Source organism: Microbulbifer maximicatervae (SeqCode) (assembly GCF_056232625.1).
Genome location: NZ_CP174324.1, coordinates 1727826 through 1752091 on the forward strand (window position 1 = coordinate 1727826; position 24266 = coordinate 1752091).

The window sequence follows — 24266 nt, forward strand, 5'->3', positions numbered from 1 at the left end:
ACTAAATACTCCGAAGCGCCAGCTTGGCTTTAGTGGACCAGTCGGTATCCGACTCGGCCACCTTTCCCCAAAGAACCCGGGCATCATCGGGCTGTTTGTTGCGCTCGTAAGCCTGGGCAAGGTAGAACTCTACAAAGCCGAGAAATTCTTTACCGAACCGATTGCCCACCTGTTCCCTAACCAGCTCCAGGTCTTCAACAGCGTAGCGCGCTCTTTTTAGAAAGGCCGGCATATTGGCACAGCTGATTCCCCGCTGAAGGCGGGCGCCCAGATTGAATGGAGATTGTTTAACAGCCCGATCCATCATGCGATTGCCTCGTCTGGAGAACAGCGATAGTTTTGCCAATCGATCAAGATAGAAGCTGGATTTAAAGGAAGTTGTCGATCCCAATGCAGCATTGAGTTCGGGGTCATCCGGGAGACTCTCCACCAGTGACTGCATCAGAGTCTCTAAATCCTCAACATCCTGCAACTCCGCATCTTCCATCGATGTAAGACGCGCAAGCTGAGCCAAGTAGGCCTGCTTTCTCTGCTCACTGGTCGTTTCTCCATTAACAGCAGCAAACAGCGCTTCCCTTTCGCTATTGGTGAATGGAATCGGAGTTGGAAAGACGAAGTCTTCCGCCAAAGCCGGTGCAGAAAACAAGAATGCAACTGAAATCGCCAAAGCCGCTCTAGTTAGCGGGCCCCTAGCCAGCAACATTTTCATGATTGCTGTCATGTAAAAGCCTCCTGAACAATACCTTGAGGCGTAGCTGTATCCTCTACCAAATGACCATCTCGCACCGTGATAACACGGGATGCCAAGCTGGTTACATAATCATCATGGGTGGCTACGATAAAAGTGACACCCTGCTCCCGGTTGAGCTGCTTCATAAGGCTCATAATGCTCTCCGACGTGCGCGAATCCAGATTGGCTGTAGGTTCGTCCGCAAGCACCAGATCTGGCTTACTGACAATTGCCCTGGCAATCGCCACTCGCTGCATCTGCCCTCCCGAAAGCTGGGTAGGACGCTGATTAACCAACTTGGCAAGCCCCACTGCTTCCAGAGCGTCTAACGCTAGTTGCCTGGCATTGTTAGCCCCCCGCAGTGTCAGCGGGTACATCACATTCTCAAGTGCTGTAAGCACGGGAATCAGGTTAAAAGACTGGAAAACAATCCCAATATGACGACCTCGGAACAGGGAGCGCTGATGCTCTCCCAAACTCCCGAGATTAACGCCATCAATATGAACTGATCCGGAATCACACTGATCCAATGCGGATAGAAGATTCAATAATGTGCTCTTACCACTACCGCTGGGTCCTTTCACAGCCAGAAACTCACCTCGATCGATAGCAAGATCTATATCCCGCAAGGCGTCGACCCAGAGATCGCCCAATCGATAGCGCTTTGAAACATGCTTAAGCTCAACCAACATTAACTTTTACCCAGGGTGACTGCCATTTGCCCCAGTTGCTCACAAGAGGTTTGCATCGTGGCAGGACAAGGAGCCATTGCTATTGCTTTTTGGTAGTAATCCATGGCCACTGCCAAATCTTCAGTGCCCTCCCCAGCTTTCACCCAGTAGGCATTAGCCAAAGACAAATACACCACCTGCTGCATAGCAGCCGGCAATAGATCGGGCTCTGAGTCCATCAGATTCTTAAACCAGGCTTCATCTTCGAACACCCGCTCAAAGTGGCCGCTTACCTCTCCTACATAAGAAAAAGTAATCAGCCGTATCAGGCGTACATTAAAGTCTGAATCGGCACTGAGACCCGCTTGATCCACCTCATCCATCGCATGCCGCAGACGATAGAGCTTGTAAAGACCCATTGCAGGATCAAACATTGCACCTGCGCGCTTGCCCTCATTGGAGTAATACGCTGCACGTATCAGCATGTCGTCTGGACGCTGTTGATACGCGGCTTCCAGCAAGTGTGCAGCCTTTTCAAGCTCGTTATGGTGACTAAATAACTGCCCAAGCTCCAACATCAAGTCGGGGTCTGTACTATTTTCACCAATCTCCTGCTGGAGAAACTCCACCTGCTCCATCTCGCCTTCTGAATAGGCAATCTTGCCAAACTCGATGGGAGCAGCACCTGAAAACCAGGCAACAACATTTCCAATAAAAAAACTACTGATAAGAATGGTAAGTACTTTTTTAAACATTGACTGCTCCCGAAGTACGCTAGACTTCTTCCGAGTTTTCAAGTAGTTGACCATCCATTTCCCTTAGGGTGGTGTGTTCGTCGAAAACAAGATTTTCAGGGCTCATCACCCCCGGGTATAACTGCTCGCAAATTAGAATCACCTCGACAATATTCAGGGAATCCACCCCGAGTTCTGCAATGGGTGTATCTGCATCGACAGCATCAACATTCAGCATAAGAGCTATTTGCTCACAAAGCTCTTGTACCTTGTTCTCTACAACTGCTGTAGACATAATTACTCTCCAGTAACATTTCCTATTTTTAAGTTATTAAATCGCAGCAAGTAGTCCAATGTTAAAGTAAAAACACAAACATGCTGCTCCCGTTCTGAGTATTTTTGCTGCTGTTTTATGGCAGCAGAACTGATCATGGGCGGTATATAGAACCAGACTTTTGCAAGCCAATGGTGTCCATAAAAAAACACCCGCTGAAAAGATTCGTAAATATTACAGATAGGTTTATCACTTATTGAAAGTGCCGGGGGAATTACCCCCTCATCTCCCGAACCTTCAACAATCTCCACCATCTTGCTGGTATTCATTGCCAGTATATTGAGTAAAAACTGGGCAAAAGGCAGATAGAAAGTTTGGAAGATATAATCTTCCCTATCGAGACTTGATTCGGAGTCCTGCCAAGCTCGATCCAACTCTTCCTGCACCATATCGGTGTAACTTTGTAGATCGATCCCTTCTACGACTCTATTTTTATGAGCCTTATTAAAGATCTTTGCCCGCTTCTCCTGATAGCCAACCGTTAAAGGCAGGCTTTGTCTACCCACTTTTAATTTGGTGCCGCTTGACTCCGCCAAACGATTGGCAATATGAGCATAAAAAGTGGTATCAACAGGCGAGAAAAGCTTAGAGGTTACCTCAGGTAAACTGTTGTAGAGTTTATCGGTAGCTTCTTCAGGAGTTACCAGAGCGGCATCAAATGACCCAGATTGATGATGTTCAGCTGAGAGCCAAATCAGTTCTCTGGCTGATATAACAACATCATCTTCTGGAAAGAGCATTTTAACATTCTGCAAAAGGCTCTTTCTTTCTATGGAGAAACCAAAATACTCAATTTCAATTAAGTAGTGGCAATCTACCGTATCGGCACCAACAGCAGGAAATAGTGATAAATCCTGACCAACAAATAGACGATCGTCCTTCAGGTAATAATAAAGGGGAAATCGAAATGCATTGCCAACTTGCAAGTGAAAAGTGTTTTTATCACTTCTCTTTATAGTTCCTAAAGATGTCCAATTTTCGCCATACCCTGCCCCCCAATCGGCATCATTTAAAAATGAACTCAGTGAAACCTCTCCACCGACGGGCAACATTTTTTCTCTCATCAGGGGAGTTTTGCCTTTGCTAGGTCTCATGCAACAGCCCCCTCAGGTTGCCGCATCAAAGTTGTCAACCAGTTGGAAATAGGTTTTGCCGAAGCAGAAATAGCTGACATATGAGTAGCTCTGGGCAACTCAGTGAGTCCAGCCTTAATACTGGGAGAGAGATACCAGCTCAATACAGTGTGGAGCACATGGGTATCAAGTACTTCGTCCTTCTCACCGACAAAAAAGTGGCAGGGTACATTTAAACTCGCAAAGAGATCCGCGTATCTCTTTACGTTATAGGCACTGAGTAAGTTAAACGTGCAGTCCAGAACTCGTCCCTGATTCCCCGCTGCTGATCCCACCGGGGGAAAGCTCAGCACTGATAACTTCCTCAATGGGGGGAACAAAAGTGCCAGCCAATATTTCAGCATTTTTATTTTTGGCAGATTCTGATCACCAGCCGATGCCCTAGGCCGCGTATAGTGACGTTTCCTTCCGTAACGAATGTAATACTCAAAGCCAGATGCGGGAATATCGTACTTTCTTGTTTCCTCTGACTGAGTCAGAGGCGGTGCTATCGCAAAAAAACCTGCAATATCTTTACTGCCATATAGGTGCAGATATTTAAGTGCAACCAATGATCCCGCGCTGTGCCCTCCAAGAACAAAGGCCTTAGCCCCTCTTTTTTTGAGGTGTTTTAATAGATCGGCAAGATCGTCTTGCAGTTGATCGGAATAATCGAGATCCCCCGGAACACCTTCACTCTTACCATGGCCTCGCCAGTCTGGCAGACACACACTAATACCGTTTCGGTGTACCATCCGTCCAAACATTAAATACCACTGGCTACTAAACGTGCTCCCGTGCATGCAGACAAGCACCAAGTCAGATTCATCGCACGGCAACCAGCGAAAGGAGAGTTTTTTTCCATCCCGCGCCTGAAAGAACTCCTGAATCACACAACCTCCGAATCCGCATGAGCAGAGTCTAATTCAGCTGTGCGCATAGCTTCACGCTGGTCAATAACCGAATCCATTATGCTATCCGGCTGACTGCGTGCAAAAGCAAGAAATACAGGAACCATACTGGGGATCGCAATATACTCCTGAGTCTGCACCCAGATAGATTTTGCTTTCTTGTTAACCTCAGCAAGTTCTTTATTGGAGTAGCTACCCGCAAGATCCATAATTTCAATCGTATCTGTGTGGAAGGACTCTTCCGATACAACAACACTCACTGGATCTGCCATATCCTCATTGACTAGATCTGTAAGCTTGATAGATAACTTCTCAAGCAGCCAATTGAGGTCAGCCCCATTCATATTTGGCTTTTGTAAAAGATCAGGCAGGGTAATAGCCTGCTGAACAACCATCCGGTTTGCCAGTTTAGGGAGGTCGAGTCGCGCCTGAACAACACTCAGGAAAACTTCAACCCAAAGTTTGACCCGCAGATCGATTCGCCAACCATCCCGGCCTTGGGTTCCCATTAAATATACAAAGTACTTATAGTGATCGGCACCGGACTCAAAGAAACCTTCACTATTTCTGCGAAAATATCGATTCTGAGCTTTAAGCTCTTTTGCCGTTTCAACTAAAAGGCGTTGCAGGATTAACTCAAGGGCCATATATCCACGGCGCAGGTAACTTTTGCGTAGCCAGTACTCCTGATCCAGATAATTACCTGACATATAATCCCAGGCACTCTCCAGGAAATAAGCAGCGGTATTGTAGGCAAGCAAAGGAGAACACAGTTCAGCAGAGTCAATAACCGGGTATACATTTGCTACATGAGCATAGAGGCCCTGGTAAAATTCTGTGACCACTTGATTCGCGATCGGCAATTCTTTTGCAAGCCGCTGCTGAGCTTCATCACGATTATTGTCTGAGATATCGGCAACAATGTACTTACAAATATGGTCATTAAACAGGGCTATCATATCGCCCCCACCACTAAACAGAGGATCAAGGAACATCGAGGAAAATCCGGAGGTAGCCCAGCGGTCCTCGAAGATAAACTCATCCGCTCTATAGGCAAGCTGTCCCCAAGCCTCGAAATCAATAAGCTCGGCGCCTTCCAGAAGCTCCGAAATAGCTCTATAAGCCAACAAAAAATCTAGGAAATCTTGCTTCTTTGTGGGCGGCTTGTCGAATTTACTATTCTCGCCAACGATACCTACACTGGTATAGCCACCACTTAAGGGTATAAACCAAACCCAGTAACCATCTCCAGAAAAATGATTCGTTGAAAGAAAGCGTCCAAAGGCCTTCTTTCTCCAATTCATATCTCCCATGGAGTCGATATCCTGTATGTTCTTAAACCTACCCCAGGCAGAGAAGTGTTTAGGGACATTCTCAACACGGGTAAGCTTCTTATGCTTCTTAGCAACCCGATTTCGACCACTGCAATCTACTAACCAGCGGGCGTTAACCACTCCGCTAGCGCCATCTTCCATAAGCTCTATAGAATGGAGTTCATCACCTGGTTGTATGTTGAGATTTTTTGCTTTTACGCCCTGAATAACCTCTATGCCATTCGCCCTATTCATATCGACAAGGTCGGATTCCAATCTGGCCCGGTCAATTTGAAAAGCTGGATGAGGCGGAATACTGGTGGTTCCGTGCTCACTCATCTCTGTTAATGACAGTGTATGCTCAGGATTATCGTAGAAAAAACGCAGACCATTTTTAGGCAAGTGATTCCTATAGAGATAATTCACCAAACCCAACTGCTTCATAAAGTAATGGCCGGTCATCTCCACTGTCGCTTCACCAACTTTGGCCTTAAACTCAGTATTTGCCTCAACAACCAATATGGTTAAAGCATCCTTATTGAGTTTAAGCTGACGGGCCAGGGTTAAGCCAGCCCATCCACCACCGATAATCACTACATCGTAATTGGATTCCAGCTGATCAAGCTTGTTCATGAGACAGCCTCCACATTTGACAATAATGAATTCCAGGAGGAAGCGTCCATTTCACAAAAAGAGTCCTGATCCTGAAGGATATCCAGCACCAGCTTGGTGCGGGGTAACTCATTGCGAATAAAGAATTTAGCACTGACTATTTTCGAGCGATAGAACTCCTCATCAGTATCGTTCAGGTCCTGACTCAACTTATCTGATGACGCGCATGCAGCCTCCAATAAAAGCCAGGCCAAGGTTATATCACCAAGCATATGTAGAATACGTGTGCTATAGGCAGGGATTTTGAACATTTCTTTTGTCTTCACCCATACCTGCACAGCTTTCAGTGCCGCCTCGAAATGTCCAAACGAGGTCTTTAAGCGCTCAAATTCAATCTCAAACTGAGGGTAGTCCGTGGCCCGATTGAGGAAATTGTCAATTTCTGCCTGGTAGAATTGGAATAGCTTACTGGAATTACCCAATCCTAACTTATCCCGGATCAAGTCCTGGCTCTGGATATAATTCGTTCCCTCCCAGATTGCCAGCACTTTAATATCCCGGGCATATTGCTCTATACCCAGATCCTTGAGATAACCCTGACCACCACAGGTTTGAATCGCCAATTCACAGATACGCCAAGCCTGGTCGCTGATATAGGCTTTAACAACTGGAGTTAGCAGGTTCATTAAACCCTGATAGTGAGCAATGCGATCCTTTTTGTCTTCCTGCCCCTGGTAGATTTTGACTAAGCTCTCTGACAATGTCAGTTTAGCAATCAGTGCTCTACAGCCCTCTACCTTGGATTTCATTTCCAACAACATACGCTGGACATCGGTATGCTCAACGATATTGACCCGGCTTGCGGTAGAGCTAAAGCTCTCGTGAAATCTCTTGCCCTGTAAGCGCTTTGTCGAATAGGAAAGTGCATTGTAGTAGGCTGAGGAAGCCATACCCAAGGCATAAACACCTGTGCTGATTCGTGCCTGATTCATCAAGGTAAGAAACTGCAACAAGCCTACATTCTCACGATTCCCCAGTAGGTAAGCTCTACAGGGGCCATTGTCTCCAAACCGAAGGTGAGTGTTTGCACACCCTTTAAAGCCCATTTTCTCGGCTAGAGAAATGCATTCGATATTATTAAACTCGCCGAGACTCCCATCCTCTTCAACCCAGTACTTAGGCACAATAAAGCAGGACAATCCGTAGGTGCCCGAGCCGCTTTTTTCGCCACGACCCATAACGAAATAAACGGTGTTTTCTGTCAGGTCGTGCATACCGGCACTGATCAGGTATTTTTCGCCCGTTAACAAATAAGTGCCATCTTCCTGTTTCGCAGCGCGAGTCTCTACAAGTGATACATCACTTCCCGCCTGGGGTTCAGTGAGACAGAGACAAGATGTCCACTCTGAGGTGGCTAATTTGTCCCTGAACAGGTCTTTTTGCAGATCGGTTCCATATTTTTCCACCAAGGTGGAGGACGGCAAGCAAAAACCACCATAAGTCATAAAACTTGGATTTGCCCCCATAAACATTTCCAGGAGCATTTGCATTACAAAGGGCGGAATAGTTGTATTTTGTTCGCCCTCAAATGAGGAGATATTCCCCCAGTCATCCTTAAACCTCTGCCACATCTCAGGGAATGCGCTCGGGAGCTTCACTCTCCCATTCTCTAACTGGCATCCCTCTCGATCTGAATCCTGGTATCCCGGCCCGAGAACCTCATAAGAGAATTTTTTAGCCCGAACTAAAATTTCATGGAGAATCTCTGGTGAGCACCCTTTAAACATCTGGTTGCTGAACAGAGTTTTAGCTTCATGGAACTGTTCTTCAATAAGGAATTGAAATTCTCTTATATCAGTTTTATAAATATTATTATCCATGTCTTGCTCCTTGATATTCCAACAGCGTACGCCAACTACCTGCACCTAATACCCAGTCAAATATCTGGTTGTGTCTTCCACGGTAAATCCTCTTGGGATACCTTAATGCCTCACGAATATGCGAAAGGTAATCCTGGCCTAGAGTGTCACCCAGATGCTGGGCGGAACTAAAATCTATATAGGCGTCTTCCAACACCAATTTCTCAACATTTACCAGTCTTGAAAGAAAGCCCTGAAAATTGGGCGAAGGAATGTCTATTTTCAAGCAACCTACCCTGCCGCCACCCCCTAGAGTTAACAGCCATAGATCAGTCACCTTTTCCTCAATGTAATAACTGATCAATTCAGAGAGAGGTTTAATACTCAAATAGTGCCAGCCGTCCTCTTCAATACTGGGTAACCATGAGGCCTTGTCGCTGTGCGAAAACCCTTTCAGGAGCCCCTTGGCCCATTTCGAGCGGATATCAAAGGATACTACTCGAGTATCATCACTAGAGCTGGTTGAGATTACCTGCTTAATACTCTTTACTAAATCTGGTGCGCCAGATAAAGATGGCGCTTGAGAGAGAATATCGCAGCTGGATATTTGACAGAGATGTGTTTCACAATACTCTCGACAGATCCAGGTAGCCGCCACACCTACAAGAACATCTAAGCCATCTTGATCAGGTCCAACTCCAATTCCCAATGAATCCAGGCACTCTTGTTGCCGCTCTTTGCCCAGTTCGAGATTTAAGATCAAAGCTTCGGCTTCACTACACTTTGAAAAACTCAATACTGCAGCATGGAAGCTGGTGCAGGCGCTACCCACAAATCGGATATTATGCCCACCATCTTCAAGGTCTGCTATAAACTCTACAACCCGACTATCCTGTAGAACATTAGCCTCTCCCGCAGAAACCACATAGATAAGCTCTGGTAACAAATCATATTGATCCAGGTGTCCTCTCAAGGCATCAAGTAATCGATCAACCTGCCCGCCACTGTCTACCCATAGGTTTTTAATAAACATCTTTATGCTGTCCCGTCCATGGTATTTATTGTTATATCACCGAAACCGCACTCGATAAGTAATTTAGAAAGCCCCTCCATTAAGAGATCATGGCAATCAACATCCACTGCCAACCTGATTTTCAGCTGGTTTGTTCCCGCTTCAAATGGGTGGCGAACCAAGCTATCTTCAATAGCTATATATCGTTTTCCTTCTCTAACCAATATTGCTTCTTCACCAGCCAGGTCATGAAGCATTAAAACGGTGTCTTGTAATAGAGCACTTGGCATACGCCCACCAGCGGGCATCTGCATTTTTATCAAGATTAAGTCTATATCCAGTTCAGAATCTTCAAAGTATCGAAGAATATCCAGCAGTAATTGATAGTGCTCCGAATGATTCAGTAGCACCGGGCTGGAATTAACTGGTAGACTGGATAATGCAAGATAGTCCTGCTCAGTACTCAACGGCAGCATTTGTGCTAAGCAGGATTTCAATGTGTCCGGATAGGGGTTACGTTCGAGACACGTTGATAGCTCAACAGTCTTCATCACGCGGCCTCCATTAGATAGAAGTGACTTTGTTCATCAACGGTAACTTCTACAGTGCAATAATAACCATTCAATGCAATCGAACAGGCTAGAAAATTTTCTTGCTTGTCGAAGCCCTTTTCAGCGCCTTGGCAAATAATATTCAGCCAGGGATCACTACCAAAACAATGCCCCCATCGATCATGCAAGTCTGGTAACTTTTGATTGGTCGACAACAATTTGGAGAAAATCTGGCGAATATTCTCTGGAAAGAACGGCAAAGATAAAGTCAGCTCATCTCGTCCAGCAGCCATTTTTCGGATGACAGTGGCAAATTCCGGAGTTGTATTATAAGTAATCGTGCAGGATGCATTAAGGTTTATACTGTCAAGATTCCGCACTTCAAACAACAGTGTACAGAGACCAAAACCACTATCACCCCAATTTTCATTTTCTCGCCAAAACGTTAGATCTAAAACATTGGCGTCAAGAATACTTACCACTAAGTAGCGCGATTCCGGATTTTGTTTCAGGTAATGTCGAAGGCTATAACCCCAAGATGCACATTCATAGGTATTAACAAAACTGGTAATTGGCGCTCTTGCATTATCACCGTAATTGAAGTCCTGCTCACTAATCGCCGATGAACTCAAAGGAAGTTCAATCATGGTAGAGCATAAAAAATGACGATCTATTTGCGAATCTTTTACCTCTGAAGCAGCATCTAATACACTATCTGTCTGTCTTCGGATAATCCTGGCAATATCACCAAAGGCAGTTGATACATCACTACTGGATGAGACAGTGATACCTTCTATAGGGATAAAAGCTGCAGATCGTAAATACAGGCTCATACCCGCAACCCCTTAAATTTGCTATATATCTCAAAGAAGCACCGATATGAACTGCCTTCCATTTTTGTGAAAGCCAACAGATCGCGCTGTCGATTCACGGATTTGATCTTTCCTGACAAGACCAGGTTCAGCAAAAGCTCATTGCTGGTAAATTTCGTTGCCAGTACACGGTTTACACTGTGCATAGAGAAAGTGGTTGCAGCTACCTGCTCATTACACAAATAAATTAGATACTCTATATGAGCCTGATCTTCGCTGGTTAAATGAGCTTCTTTACAGTCATGTAGCCAAAGTACAAAGTGCATTAATGATTTAACAAAGCGCGGGCGAACCAGTGTTAAAAATCGATTGACGCTACCCAACCCACCTTTGCTCAACAACATATCTTTGGTAATTGTTACTTTACCCTTACAATTTCCCAGCTGTAAGGTGCCATTTAAAAACGGCTCTCCTACAGTACTCTGCCGTAGTTGGTTACAGAGTTCTGGCGGCAACATCACTGTCAGGGGAAAAGGCCTTCCCGGTTGCTTGGTAACTACCATGGCAAAGCCAAGCTTATGTGCCTCAATGCCGTGGATCTTGTCGACATTCAGTAGCATGTCGCTATCAGTTTCAACCAGCTCTGTCTTCCAACCCATAAGGCTCGGGCCGCCGGGGTCTGTCATAAGGAAGTGGCCGAAAATCCCCTGCTCCACCCATTTATTGACCTGGGCAAGCTGATCATCTGTAGCAGTCAGGCTCAACATAATCGAGCCAAATAGCCCGATCATATTGTGAAAGTGATTATCCAGTCCTTCATCCCGGACAGCGTCAATAATTTGATCAATAACAAAGGTCTGCTCAAACTGCTCTAATGGCTGCTGAACCGAAGCGTCCCTAAGTGGTGCAAGCTCTGTCAAAGGATCTTCGATAATCATTGATGCATCGAATAGCCGAGCACAAGAATTTTCTAACAGCGATTTCAATGTGCTGGGCACTGGTGAAATACTGGATAATTGATTGAGAACAAAACCACCTACAACCGATTGCATTTCCATGATCTACTCCACCAGATAAGAGTTCGGAGCCGGCAACTTGAGGAAAGGTGCTACGGTATAACTTGCGTTATAGGCACCACATCCATCAAATATGACTAAGTCCCCTTCTTGAAGGTCAATATTGTTGACTTCCCCAATCACATCTTCCTTATTGCAAGAAGTGCCTACTAAAAGGACTTTCTGCCCCTCATCATTTCCTTTTAGAGGAGTCCCATTACGCAAAACATGAGGTTGCTGGAATCGTTTAAAGGTACTTTCCGTTTTCGCCAACAGAAAATTTTGGGTCATTCCCCCATCACATACGGCGTACTTGTCACCGTTAATGGACTTTTTATAGCGAACTTCCGTGACGAAATAACCGGCTGAGCCCATAATTGCTCGACCACTCTCGTGAACTACCTTGATATGATCTGGAAATTCAGCAATCAAATTTCTATATTGCTCAAAATCAAACTCCTGCTCTCGCCAATTGGGGTCAAACCCACCACCTAGATTGGCTAATGACAGAGGGTATCCCAGTATTCCCTCAAACTCATAAACAACTTGCAAGGCCACTTTGGCAGTGTCGAAAGCACCTTTATTAAAGGAGTATGAGCCCCTAAACAAATGAAAACCTAAAACTGGAATCCCATGTTTCTTACAAAAATCCAAAGCCTCAAGACAGCCATTCCAGTCGAAACCAAAATGATCTTTTCTTAATCCCTTTTGACTTCTATCAAAGTGGCTCAAGATTGAGGGATTAAGCCTTAAAACGACGGGGTTTACTGGCCGCCTTGCCTTCAACTCCTCAACCAAAGTTAATTGATTGAGGTTGTCGATAATTAAATGGCACTTACTCGCAATGGCAGCGCGTATAAAGGCCTTATCTGCCGATGGGTTATTGACAAATCGGGGACTATTCCCTTTGGGAAGTAGATTTAGTTCGCCTATAGATGCAATCTCAATACCGTCTTCAAAGATGTGCCCACAACGAAGTATTAAATCAAGACAACTATTGGCTTTCAGAGAGTATATCAATCCCGTGCCCAGCGCTTCCTTCAGCTGCTTGTAGTTATCGTGAGCAGTTTTAACGGAATAGATATAACAAGGTGTAGATAGCTGTTTCTTGTTTTGGCCCAACTGTTGAACCAGCGCATCTGACAGTGCACCCATAACTCCCCCAAGGGTTAAACGTATCGTTTATATTTTTATTAAGTTAGCGTTTTATGTTTTAGGCGGGATCCCGCCTAAATATACTCAGATCATTAGGCATGGACTTGTAAATCCTGTTCTAAGCACTTCCTATCGACCTTGCTATTAGCGGTTAATTGAATTCCATCAACAAACCTGATATCTCTCGGCATGTAGTCAGTATCTATGTTCGCTCTCAGCCAAGTGCGAAACTGCTTCTGATTGTCAGCGGTATTCTCATGAAGCTCCACAACACAAGTAGCCACTTCATTCTCGAGCTTATCTTTAGTGCCGATGACTGCATTGATATGCACCAATGGGCACATATCAATATGATTTTCCAAGTCTTTTGGAAACAGACAAAATCCACCTTGTTTTATTAAGTCTTTTGAGCGTCCTTTAAAATAGAAGAAGCCATCCTGATCACGGGTAAAAAGGTCTCCCGTCGCCAACCAGTTGTCGTCCCGATATCTGCCCGAAAAGATTTCTGCACCACCTTGAGCGGCGGGGTTATAGTAGCCTTGCATCACTGCCGTCCCACGAACATAAAGCTCACCTACCTCATCAGCTTTTGCTTCTCTAAATTTACTGACCTCTGAGTGAGGTATAAATACACGTGCATCCAGGCCAGGGATCGGCTTGCCAACTGAACCCATCTTTTCTTCCCAAAGCTCTGGCTCCAAGTACAAGGCTCGCTTGCACTCAGTCAAACCATACATAGAGAAAACATTTAGATTTGGGCAGTACTCCTTCCAGGCGCGAATCATGTACTCAGATAAATGGCCCCCAGTATTGGTGATACTGCGCAGATTGCTGAGATCAGGTTTAACCAAACCCACCAGTTTCACCAGGGCAGCCCCCATTGCTGGCACGATCGGAAGAACAGATATATCCCGCTCTGAAATCGTTTTAAGGGCTTGTATGGGATTAAATGGTTTGTCGTAGAGGATGGTTGTACAGTTGCTATATAGCGCAAATAGTACCTGATAAAGACCGTAGTCAAATGATAAAGGGGATAAGCACAAAATTCTGTCCTGTGCTGTCAGGCCCAAATATTGGGATATTGAGGCCAAGGAGGTCAGAACATTTTGATGGGTAAGCATAATGCCTTTTGGCTTACCAGTACTTCCTGAGGTATAGATCACCAGAGCCAGATCTACGCCTGTGACCACTGGAGTAGAAGATACTTCAAACTCTGAGCATTCCTGCTGATAATCGGGCAAGGCCTCAATTTTTCCAGCACGCCATATCGCCTTGGCATTACAGTCTGAAGTGATCATTTTAATTGAAGAATGGCTCAGATCCCCCTTTGCAGGTACAACCACCAACCCCATCTTCCACGCCGCCAACATAATGGCGACCGCCTCTATTTCAGACTGAGTACACACTAAAATGCGGTCGCCAGCACTGAAACAAACTTCTTCATTTGTAAGTGAGAGCCACGCATCCTCACAGTGAGCCGCGGTCAAAACCTCGCCATCCAGATTTTCCAGACGACCTTGCCAACATTTTTCCACAACTTTCTCGAACAGGCTGGCAAGAGAAAACATTTTTAGTCCATTTATTATTCTAAGATTTTTGATCTAGTCCGAATAAGCCTAAAAAAAACTATTCAAACCGGCTACATGGGACGATCATTTTATAAATCGGATGACCCAATAATGACAAGCATTTTCTGTAAAGCTTATGACAACCTCTTTATCAATCCATGAAAAGTTTCATCCTGTTAGAAATTATTCGATCTGACTAAACATTACAAACATTCCAAAAGACAAATAAATCAAGAAGTTAATAAACCCTTTTTCCGATCTCGCACCACTACCAAGTAAAAAAATAGGCAACGAAAAACCAATTTACTCAGGATTTAATTCCATTAAACGATCAAAAAAAAGAAAATAATTTTTTTGGTAGTGAAACCCTATAAAGCCCAAAAAATTTGAACCGACTGGTCACAAAATAGGATGGGCAAATATTAAAAATTACTCAAACTTATTTTCTGAAGGACGGTTTTTGAGAACCATGAAACCTTGAAAGATTTCTTTTACAAATGATCGGCTACTGGCACTGAAAGCCAGATAAATATTTGAATGCAAGTTAATGCAATAATTTCGACTACAGGAGAGTCAGATCAGTAGCGGCGTGAAATTACTGACTTCAAGTAAACCTTTAAATCCAGGTCTGTCAGATAAAACATGGGCGTCAGCCTAAATACGACAGACCAATAATTACAATAAAATTGACCTTTTAAATCAGCGGCCTCACCAGATCAAAATTAAGCCAAACTTATCGCTAAAGATACCCAAGTTACGCCTGGGGATAGCCATCTTTATAATCCGGCAGTTAACACAAAAAATTGGCACGAAATAACCCCAATAGAGGAAGCAATACCACACACTTACGTATCACGCACGCCTTGCATATAGAGGTAGCTATTTTGATTCGATTACTTCAGTACGCATTTGGGTCTGTCGGAATTTTTCTTCTGTTAACCAGCTCTCTGCCGCTTTGCGCCGATTTACATCCAGAGACTCTGAAATCAATCAGTACTCCAGATAAGGTGGACAGTAGTATTGGCACTCTCGAATTCCGCGATGGCGCTCCCTACCCCCAGACCGCAGAAAAGCTCTACGACTATTTGGATCATATGCGTGCGGTGGATAGTTTCCTCAAAGGAATTCAGGGAGCATCAGTACATGCTCTGATGAAAGGGGGAAGAGAGCTTGGCGCTAAGTCTGCCAATGAAGTCTTAATTTTCGATCGATTAATGAACTCTGAGTCTCTTTTTCTCACAGGCAATACTTCGACTATCTATACGCTGGCTTTTTTAGATCTAAAACGAGACGGACCAACTGTGTTTCACTCGCCGCCCGACGTTATGGGCGCGTTTAATGATGCCTGGTTCCGCTTTGTTGAAGATATCGGCTCCTCTGGCCCGGATAAGGGGCGCGGGGGAAAGTTTCTGTTACTGCCACCAGACTATAAAGGCAATATTCCCTTCGGCTACATTCCCATCTACCCTCGCTCCTTCCAACTGTGGGTGTTTATGCGCTCACCAAGTAACCAGCCTTTGCCGGAGGCCGTGCAAAACATCAAAGACAACTTGAGAATCTACCCCTTGGCTCAAAAAGGTAACCCGCCAAGGATGGTCTTTATCAGTGCGTCTGGAAAGGCCTTCAACACCATCCACCCCAATGACTATCAATTCTATAAGCACCTCAATGAAGTCGTTCAATACGAGTGGGTTGGGATGCTTAACCCAGAAACGCGCGGCCTCTTTGCCTCAATAGGCATTGAAAAAGGAAAAGCCTTCAGTCCAGATAAAAGAATGACCAAAATTCTTACGGACGCAGTTGCAATTGGTAATGGTATAGCTCGCTCAATTGTTTGGTATCCACGGACAGACAAATCCCTCTCCGATATCAAAATCTACCCAGGCACGGATAGCGCCTGGGTAATGGCGTTTCCCGGCAAGAACATCTTCTTCAATGGCCCCGATGGCAAAACCATCAATAGTGACGCTCGAGTCAGCTACTTCTACCCCTATACCGGTGTCAGCCCAGCAATGACTGCTATTGAACCTGGCAAAGGTTCTGATTACGCCATTGCCTTTGTTGATGAAAACAAAGAGCCCTTTGATGGCTCTAGAAAATACAAATTGCACCTGCCCCCCGATGTACCGGTCAATGCCTTTTGGGCAGTAAATATCTACGACAGCCAAACGCGCTCAATGTTAAAAACCAGCCAACCCTTTCCCGCAGTAAGCAGCCAGTCGAAAGGGATAAGACAAAATTCCGATGGTTCTTATGACGTTTATTTTGGACCCAAGGCGCCAAAAGGGTTTGAGAAAAACTGGCTGGAGACCTTACCCAACAAAGGTTTCTTCGTAATCCTGAGACTGTATGGCCCCTTGGGGCCATGGCTGGAGAAAACCTGGCGCCCTGGAGAGGTGGAGCCTACTGAATATTGAAAGAACCGACTCCTCCAGGCTTTTACGGAGATTCTGGCCGCCCCACAATTGCGCTGCCAGCAAGGCGTAAGCGGTGATTCCGGGGAGTCTCCGCAAACCAACGTCGACAAGCTCGCTGAAATGTACTTTGCTCGGAGTACCCCAACAAACCCGTAATCTGCCCCAAGGCCAGATTCGGATCGGATAAGTATCGAGTCGCCAGATCCCGCCGCACGTTATCCAATAGCTCTTCGAACCTAAGCCCTTCCGCAGCCAGGCGGCGCTGTAAAGTTCTAGGGTGGAGCTTCAGCGCCCCTGCCACAGTGCCGAGCTGAGATCTGCCGCTGGGCAATATTTCACTGAGTAATTGTCGAATTTCTACAGTTAGAGGAACGGGCAGCGTCGCACTCTGCTGCTCCAAATGGTGAATGGCCAATCGCTCAACCACTGGATCGGCAGACTTCAGTGGTATATCCAGAAATGCAGCTGGGAAGTCCATCGCGCAATAGCCCGAGCTAAACAGAACCTCACACCCAAAGTAATTGCAGTAGTCACCCTCTGCCATTTGAGGACCATGAGGCAGCAGTACGTTTTGCGGGCAACACTCAGTCTCTACCAACATCCGTATCATCGTCAGCGTATTTCCCAGCACCTGCTCACGGATCTGGCGATAGCTACTGAGAGCTGGGTCCTGCCAATCAAAAACAATACGTAGTACATCTCCCTCACTTAATGGCTCCAGTTGCATACTGAGGGATGAACTATGAAGAGAAAGAAAGCGCCTAACGGATAGCAAGGCTTGCCGTGGAGTGGCCGCATTGCATGCGACTACACCTATCCCACCCAAGCGGTCCACCCCTTGTCGCGATGCGAGGCACAGCCCCAAATCGGGGCGATCTAACCGACGTGCTGCAGTTTCCAGCAGGCGCGCGACCTCAACAAATGATACCAAGCGGGAATCCGCCGGGCTGATATCACAAGGCATACCGAACTCGGCCAAGAAGGCTTCCCCCCTGCTCCCAAGCTGCTCCACGAATTCACTGAAACCGGAAAGAATACTGACTCGTACAAGGCTACCCATAACTTGCTCCCCATCTTTGTGGCGCGGAAAGACAATTATTTGTCGCAATCTAACAATAAATCATGGGCACATCTACCCAGTCTATAAGGCATAGAAATTTGCAGGGATAGGGATTGTGAAATCGACTCATTTCGATGTATTAATTATCGGCGCGGGACTCTCAGGGGTAGGAATGGCTTGTCATTTGAGTCGCGAATGCCCCAGGCGCAGCTTCGCCATTATCGAGCGGCGGGCACAAGTCGGCGGTACCTGGGACCTCTTTAAATACCCGGGCATTCGATCTGATTCCGATATGTACAGCTTCGGCTATGACTTCCAGCCCTGGTCCGGCGAGAAAATACTCGCGGATGGCCCATCTATCCAAAAATATATTGAAACCACCGCAGAGCAATACGACGTTAAAAAGAGAATTCACTTTGGAATAAATTTAACTACGGCAAACTGGTCCAGTACAGACCGAGCTTGGACTCTGGAAGGTCACAACACCGAATCTGGCAGCCCAGTGAGATATACCTGTAGTTTTCTGATTGCCTGTACTGGGTATTACGACCATAAAGAGGGCTACTTGCCGCAATATCCAGGTATAGAAAACTATCAAGGAAAACTGATTCATCCTCAACAGTGGCCAGAAAATCTGGACTACCGCAGCAAGCGTATTATCGTGATCGGCAGCGGCGCTACCGCTGTTACCCTGGTCCCCTCGCTCGCAACCACCGCCCAACATGTCACCATGTTACAACGCTCCCCAAGCTATATCATTTCAGTTCCATCTATCGATAAAATCTCTCGTGTACTATCAAAATTTCTGCCAGCACCCTGGGTTCACAAGCTAGGACGCTGGCGTAATATCAAATTGCAGCGCTGGATTTTTAAAGCTGCTAAGCGCTGGCCTAACTTTATTAGAAAGTTACTATTAAAAGATGTAAGAAAAAGCCTTCCAGCTAATTACGATCTCAGTCACTTCGACCCCAGTTACAACCCCTGGGATCAACGTCTCTGCGTTGTACCCGATGGCGATCTGTTCTCCTCAATCTGCTCAGGAAAAGCCTCTGTTGCCACCGGTGAAATAGAAACCTTCTCAGATAAAGGTATCCTGCTTAAGTCAGGACAACAATTAGACGCAGACATTGTTATCAGTGCGACCGGATTAAAGTTACAAGTGCTAGGAGGTATCAAGCTCTGTATTGATGGTGCATCGGTAGCAGTCAATCAAAAGCTGACTTACAAAGCAGTATTAATGGAAGGGGTTCCTAACATCTCATGGGTATTCGGCTATACCAACGCTCCCTGGACTCTTAAAGCCGACATTACTGCTCGCTATATTTGCCGCCTATTAAAATACATGGACGCACATAACTTTCAGGTGTGTACAGCGATAGATAGCGAAGGCTGTTCTGAGCAAGGTTCGGTGATGAGCAGCCTGGACTCTGGCTATGTAAAACGGGCAAATGGAGAACTTCCCAGGCAAGGTAAGCGCTATCCATGGCGCCTGTTAAATAACTATGAAGAGGACTGTAAGATACTCCTTGATTCAGCGATTGAGGATGAATTTTTAACTTTTTTGCCCCACCAATCTGACACCCAGAAAACTCTAAAGGCAAAAGATAAAAACAACACACCCTCTATCGAAGTAAGCAGTATTTAAATTTCAGGCAGCATTAAGAATGCGAGCCTCAGCTCGCTTCTATTTTACTTTTCATCAGGTATACGGATATCGAGGCCGCACAAAATCCCTAGCTCCAAGCCCAGACTAAACCCCATAGTGAACAACCGCTATCAACATTATTTGACCTAACAGTCGCGCCTCACAAAAAAGTAACAAACACTTCTAATTGATCCGCCACCGATGCCTTCTCGGAATTCGTTACGGGCCTCACGTAACCATATAATCATGGGGTAGCAAATCCGAATATTGGGTCACCAGACGGGATGGCTTACTGTGAGAGCTGTGAGTATTTTTTTGATTTTGTCCTCGCTATCAATAGCTTCAATGGCGTCTTCTGTAAGTATACAACTAGAAAACTGGGACAGAATTTGTCAAATTCAAGTTACCGGCGGAAAAAACCCGTCGTTCACAAATTTCCAAACTTTTAATAATATTAAAAGAGGCTGGTCAATTTCCAAGCCCTATCAAATATGCTATCGCCGGAATGAAGAACCTTCCCAATGTAATTCAAAAATGACGATGTGGCGGTGCAAACGGTATGTTCAATCTGAAGACCAGAAAGCAAATACTTTTCCTATATTCTAGGTTTTATCGTCTCCACCTTTAACGAAAACTACCAAATTATGATGCTTGATCTAATATGCTGAACTTAAGCACCCAAGGATTGATATCAGAGGGAGCAACAAAGTCAACTTGTAATACAGTACGATCATCAGAAAACTGATACACCCATTTATTGTCAATAGACGGCCCCTTCCTCCACTCGGGATTTTCTTTCATTTGCTCACTTATCCAGGCTTTTACAGCTTCCACATCACCAGAAATCTGAAACGCGGTGTACCATTCTTCCAGGCTACCATAGCTATACTCCTTAGAAACAAACTTAATTGACTCAGGCAAGTCACCAAGGTTTGGCATGATTTTATCCGCCATCATCCCCCGGATATAGCCGCCCTCTGGCATCCACAGATACTCAATCTTCGCTGCGACACTTTTGGCTTTTTCAATCGTATCAACCTTGCTTACCAGATATAAAGCGCCGTCTATACCAGATGAAAGGCCAGCTGTTGTAATAAACTTGCCGTTATCAACAAACTTTTTATTCTTTACCAATTCAACATCTGAGAAGTTCTTCTCGAAAGAATCAAATGCTCCGCGAATGGTGGTTGCTTTCTTACCATCCAGGAGTCCGGTACTCGCCAAAATAAAAGCACCGTTACATACCGATAGAACATACTGAGCCTGTTTGGACTGCTCTTTAATCCACTGTAATACTTCCGGGCTCTCCATTGCTTCATTAATACTGCCCCCAGGGATAATTAATGCATCAAATTGATTGTCCTGATCGAAGCTGGTATCTGGAGCCACTTTAAGCCCCATGGCTGAAGTAATGGTTCCACCATCTTCCGAAACCGTTGTCAAACGATAATTAGCTTGCCCAAAAACTTCATAGGGACCGGCATAATCAATAGTTTGTGCACCATCGTACAATAATATTCCAATATGAAAGGCATCTTTTGATGTGGAGTGGGCCCAGACCATATTGCTAAAAAGCAGCGAGCATAGGCCAGCCCAGATTAAAGAACGCATGGCTATTTCCTTTTTATTTTGGTGAGATACATACTTAAATGCTTATCGGACATCTCATGCAAAGCTCAAACATATAGACGAGGTATTTCTAGGGGGTACAGCTAGAAGTTTAAGTTAGCGGAGTTGGTCACAAATGACATAAAGTCGACAAATTCAGACATCTACGATTAGGTAAGATAAGTTTTTATTTAAAAAATAATATTTAGATGGATATTGCCAATGCTTACACACTTTCTACTGCATTATATATCTCAACAGCGAAGAACATTTTCCAAAGTGAGTATTTTTCCTATGAGATATCCAAATAAATCTTCAAACCAAAATTAAATTAATTAAAATAGCCGTATCGGCCACTACAAGCATTCAGGATTTTATTTCTTCTAAGAGCAAGAGAAAAACACAGAGGAACAACTAACACTAAAATGAATTAGTTCAGACCAAATCTGACACATTCACTTGAAAAAGAAGGGTTTACCGGTTTTGATGAAGGTGCCTAAACCTACAAGTAAAACCAAGAGTATACTCCATACTCCATACTCCATACTCCATACTCCATACTCCATACTCCATACTCCATACTCCATACTAATGATCGCATCATCAAACACATGATCCGATTACTAAATCTGACAGAAGAACTCGGCAATATATCCAAAACTTGCAAGATGCCGAGAGTATAGAGAGACATTTTCTAATGAGAGAAGCCATCGGGGTAAGAAGTGTTGCGATCGAACCGCTCGATAGCAACTTTTGAAGATGGAAAAATATCTGGAGGGAAACACTCATAAACCAAATTTGACTCGAAAGAGCACCTCCTGAAAAATCTGCAACTATAAGATCAAACCTGAATTACTACAATTGTATAAGTATAATTTGGGGCAAGCCTAAGCTTACCCCAAATCAGCACGATTAATTTACACTGTCAGAATGATAAACAATTGCCTGCCAAACATTTTGTTGGCCACCTATATAATTATCCAGAGTAGGATTCTTAATATAGCTCCAGGCAACTTTACCATTACCCAAGTACATAGGCTCATCCAAACCACCCCAACCGTAGTCAGTCAGTTTTACCGGCCCCTCAAGTACATTTAAGTCTGCATCAATCTCCATTACATAATAGGCTTTTGGCACCAGCATACGCATGGCATCACCACTCTTATTGTAACTGCGATTGTACGGAAGGTTATCGGAAATACACTGGAACTGCGCGTAACCAAATAAGTAACGGCCATTTTTCAGATCAACCAACTGGGGATCACTAATTTGGCAGTCAGAATCCGTTGCCAGCCATTCAATACCATTACCTTCAATACTGCCTTCCCCATCAACTTTTGCAATACCTACACGTGTCAGGGAAGTAGTATCCAGGGCATCTCCAGAATAGAGACCCTGCCTCGAAATTACGGGATACTCACCACTATCGATATATGAGAAGAAGCAATTGCGAATGCCGTTATCAGCACATTGCTTATCGAAGGGTTCATCGCCACTAATATCGATGCCCAGCTCATCCTGTAAGAACATATCCATGTTCGAATCTTCAATGTACTTTGGAGAGACAATAACTGAGAGATTTGTATCGGCATCAACCGGGACAACCGTATGGCCACCACCGTTGGATATCATCGCACTTGTCGAGGGCACTAAATGATTATAGGTGCCTTCATAAACAGAAGAACCACTGTCCTCCATTTTAATGGCGATCGCATTCAGGCCCGGTGACGGATAATATTTATTTCCATCACTGGTACACAGAGCACCGTACATCTCATTCCCCGGATTATAAAAAGCTCGAATATTCAGAACGTGGCCATGGCCACACGCCCAGTACCAACCCCGGTGATCATCGCCAGAGAAGGACATTGACCAGTCATCCCGGTTAATTACCGTCAGCCCTGCCGAATAATGCGAACCGCTAACGAGAACACGAGCAGTTACGGAAAACGCATAGCTTGTGCGCCCCTGGCTATCATCCTCTACGTACAATAGCTCTTGAGCTCCTAAATGAGTACCGCCATGCATTTTATTGACAACATAGGCATCTGGAGTTTCAGTTATAGGCTTGTTATCCCACTCCATTAGCCAGATCTGGTCATTATACTTCTTCTCATTATCGGTGCCTTCAACACTGTCAAGATTGTCTTCAATCTTCATCCAGGTTGTACCGTACTCTTCTACCAGATCTTTCTCGATATCATATCGCTCACTTGCTTTATATTCGGTATTACATAAAACAGCTACCCTGGAGCAATCCGAACTGGCCGTAATACCATGTGACTCATAGCATTGATTCAGAATAGTGGCGTTACCTGTCTGCTCGAAGCTCATGGTATCAGGGTTATATTGAAGCTCGTAAACGGACCCATAGGTTGTATCAGAGGCACTATTCCCCTCTGACAAAGTTGTGGATACATACATTTTTGGCTGGTCAGTATCCGTTGCACAGGAAGCCGTATAGCTACGGATAGGAATATCAATATTTTCCTCATCCTGCTCACTGTCCGTACGGCCAATATAGTGAGCCAGCTGATAAACCTCCTGAGCATTTACCATTGCATTAGGCAGAGTGATATCTGTAGCGGTAATTGTCGCAAACCCGAGTTCAACTGTTGACACATCTCCATCGGTCACAGTCGATGGGTCATTATCAGGCAGCGAGGAGTCATCCCCACTACCACCTGAACCACTTCCTCCACCTTGATTACCCGCAGTACTACCATCCCCACCGTCGCTCACAGGTGGTGAATCGGTGTCAGAATCCGACGAACCTCCCCCTCCACTACAAGCTGCAAGTGCCGCAGTTAGTGCAAGTACCAATAATTTCTGCCCGAATAACTTTTCCATAATCGCCTTAAGTGCCGTGTTTTTTATTTTGGTGTTAGGTACTGTCCAAAATATAAGTTCCAGACAGTCATAAAATGCAAAAGTGGGCGGAATTTTAGCGGAAGCGAAATTTAATTCTGTGCGTAACTTAAAAAAATATGAACACAATAAGGAAGCTTAAAAATGAGAGAAACAGCACTGTATATTTTTTCTATTAGATATAGACGGACTTAGGAAGTAATAGCTAAAAACACATCAAGTTTCATTAGAAACTACTT

Annotated in this window: 19 protein-coding genes; 2 read left to right on the forward strand and 17 right to left on the reverse strand. The window is 44.9% G+C overall.

From position 1 onward, the window contains the following. Nucleotide 1: 1 nt before the first annotated feature. From ACJJI6_RS07455 to ACJJI6_RS07520, 14 genes are all read right to left on the reverse strand, one after another. Nucleotides 2–721 carry a hypothetical protein gene (locus tag ACJJI6_RS07455; RefSeq protein WP_475712997.1) on the reverse strand — a complete coding sequence of 240 codons (720 nt, stop codon included), beginning with the start codon at nt 719–721 and terminating at the stop codon, nt 2–4. Beyond that, nucleotides 718–1422 carry an ABC transporter ATP-binding protein gene (locus ACJJI6_RS07460; RefSeq protein ID WP_475712998.1) on the reverse strand — a complete coding sequence of 235 codons (705 nt, stop codon included), beginning with the start codon at nt 1420–1422 and terminating at the stop codon, nt 718–720. The genes ACJJI6_RS07455 and ACJJI6_RS07460 overlap by 4 nt, the downstream gene beginning before the upstream one ends. After that, entirely contained in the window at nt 1422–2156 is a 735-nt protein-coding gene (locus tag ACJJI6_RS07465) for a tetratricopeptide repeat protein (protein WP_444894156.1), read from the reverse strand. Before ACJJI6_RS07465 ends, ACJJI6_RS07460 begins: the two co-directional genes overlap by 1 nt. 19 nt (nt 2157–2175) lie before the next feature. Next, entirely contained in the window at nt 2176–2430 is a 255-nt protein-coding gene (locus ACJJI6_RS07470; RefSeq protein WP_282933202.1) for an acyl carrier protein, read from the reverse strand. A 2-nt stretch (nt 2431–2432) separates the two neighbouring features. Then, a complete protein-coding gene (locus ACJJI6_RS07475) occupies nt 2433–3521 on the reverse strand; it encodes a hypothetical protein (RefSeq protein ID WP_475712999.1) in 1089 nt (362 codons plus the stop codon). A 38-nt stretch (nt 3522–3559) separates the two neighbouring features. Next, on the reverse strand, nt 3560–4474 hold the full coding sequence (locus ACJJI6_RS07480) for an alpha/beta hydrolase (protein ID WP_108732865.1): 915 nt from the start codon (nt 4472–4474) through the stop codon (nt 3560–3562). Next, nucleotides 4471–6438, reverse strand: a complete 1968-nt coding sequence (locus tag ACJJI6_RS07485) for an NAD(P)/FAD-dependent oxidoreductase (RefSeq protein ID WP_475713000.1) — start codon at nt 6436–6438, stop codon at nt 4471–4473. The genes ACJJI6_RS07480 and ACJJI6_RS07485 overlap by 4 nt, the downstream gene beginning before the upstream one ends. Further along, nucleotides 6435–8297 carry an acyl-CoA dehydrogenase family protein gene (locus ACJJI6_RS07490; protein WP_444927538.1) on the reverse strand — a complete coding sequence of 621 codons (1863 nt, stop codon included), beginning with the start codon at nt 8295–8297 and terminating at the stop codon, nt 6435–6437. Before ACJJI6_RS07490 ends, ACJJI6_RS07485 begins: the two co-directional genes overlap by 4 nt. Then, entirely contained in the window at nt 8290–9309 is a 1020-nt protein-coding gene (locus ACJJI6_RS07495) for a hypothetical protein (protein ID WP_444927537.1), read from the reverse strand. The genes ACJJI6_RS07490 and ACJJI6_RS07495 overlap by 8 nt, the downstream gene beginning before the upstream one ends. A 2-nt stretch (nt 9310–9311) precedes the next feature. Then, entirely contained in the window at nt 9312–9839 is a 528-nt protein-coding gene (locus tag ACJJI6_RS07500; RefSeq protein ID WP_475713001.1) for a hypothetical protein, read from the reverse strand. Further along, nucleotides 9839–10672, reverse strand: a complete 834-nt coding sequence (locus tag ACJJI6_RS07505; protein WP_475713002.1) for a hypothetical protein — start codon at nt 10670–10672, stop codon at nt 9839–9841. The genes ACJJI6_RS07500 and ACJJI6_RS07505 overlap by 1 nt, the downstream gene beginning before the upstream one ends. Next, on the reverse strand, nt 10669–11709 hold the full coding sequence (locus ACJJI6_RS07510) for a hypothetical protein (protein ID WP_475713003.1): 1041 nt from the start codon (nt 11707–11709) through the stop codon (nt 10669–10671). Before ACJJI6_RS07510 ends, ACJJI6_RS07505 begins: the two co-directional genes overlap by 4 nt. Nucleotides 11710–11712: 3 nt before the next feature. Then, entirely contained in the window at nt 11713–12861 is a 1149-nt protein-coding gene (locus ACJJI6_RS07515; protein WP_475713004.1) for a type III PLP-dependent enzyme domain-containing protein, read from the reverse strand. A 92-nt stretch (nt 12862–12953) separates the two neighbouring features. Further along, on the reverse strand, nt 12954–14429 hold the full coding sequence (locus tag ACJJI6_RS07520; protein ID WP_475713005.1) for a class I adenylate-forming enzyme family protein: 1476 nt from the start codon (nt 14427–14429) through the stop codon (nt 12954–12956). An 884-nt stretch (nt 14430–15313) separates the two neighbouring features. On the opposite strand from ACJJI6_RS07520, the gene ACJJI6_RS07525 reads away from it, so the two are divergent. Continuing rightward, complete coding sequence (locus ACJJI6_RS07525) at nt 15314–16846, forward strand: DUF1254 domain-containing protein (RefSeq protein WP_475713006.1); 1533 nt, start codon at nt 15314–15316, stop codon at nt 16844–16846. 22 nt (nt 16847–16868) lie between these two features. On the opposite strand, the gene ACJJI6_RS07530 is transcribed toward ACJJI6_RS07525, so the two are convergent. Further along, on the reverse strand, nt 16869–17906 hold the full coding sequence (locus ACJJI6_RS07530) for an AraC family transcriptional regulator (RefSeq protein ID WP_475713007.1): 1038 nt from the start codon (nt 17904–17906) through the stop codon (nt 16869–16871). Between the two features lie 115 nt (nt 17907–18021). Here ACJJI6_RS07530 and ACJJI6_RS07535 point away from each other — a divergent pair, with 115 nt between their 5' ends. Continuing rightward, nucleotides 18022–19551: a flavin-containing monooxygenase gene (locus tag ACJJI6_RS07535; RefSeq protein ID WP_475713008.1), complete on the forward strand. Its 1530-nt coding sequence runs from the start codon at nt 18022–18024 to the stop codon at nt 19549–19551. A gap of 642 nt (nt 19552–20193) precedes the next feature. Here ACJJI6_RS07535 and ACJJI6_RS07540 read toward each other — a convergent pair. Next, nucleotides 20194–21162, reverse strand: coding sequence for a DJ-1/PfpI family protein (locus ACJJI6_RS07540; protein WP_445364587.1), 969 nt, complete (start codon nt 21160–21162; stop codon nt 20194–20196). A gap of 909 nt (nt 21163–22071) precedes the next feature. Beyond that, on the reverse strand, nt 22072–24009 hold the full coding sequence (locus tag ACJJI6_RS07545) for a hypothetical protein (RefSeq protein ID WP_475713009.1): 1938 nt from the start codon (nt 24007–24009) through the stop codon (nt 22072–22074). Nucleotides 24010–24266: the final 257 nt, after the last annotated feature.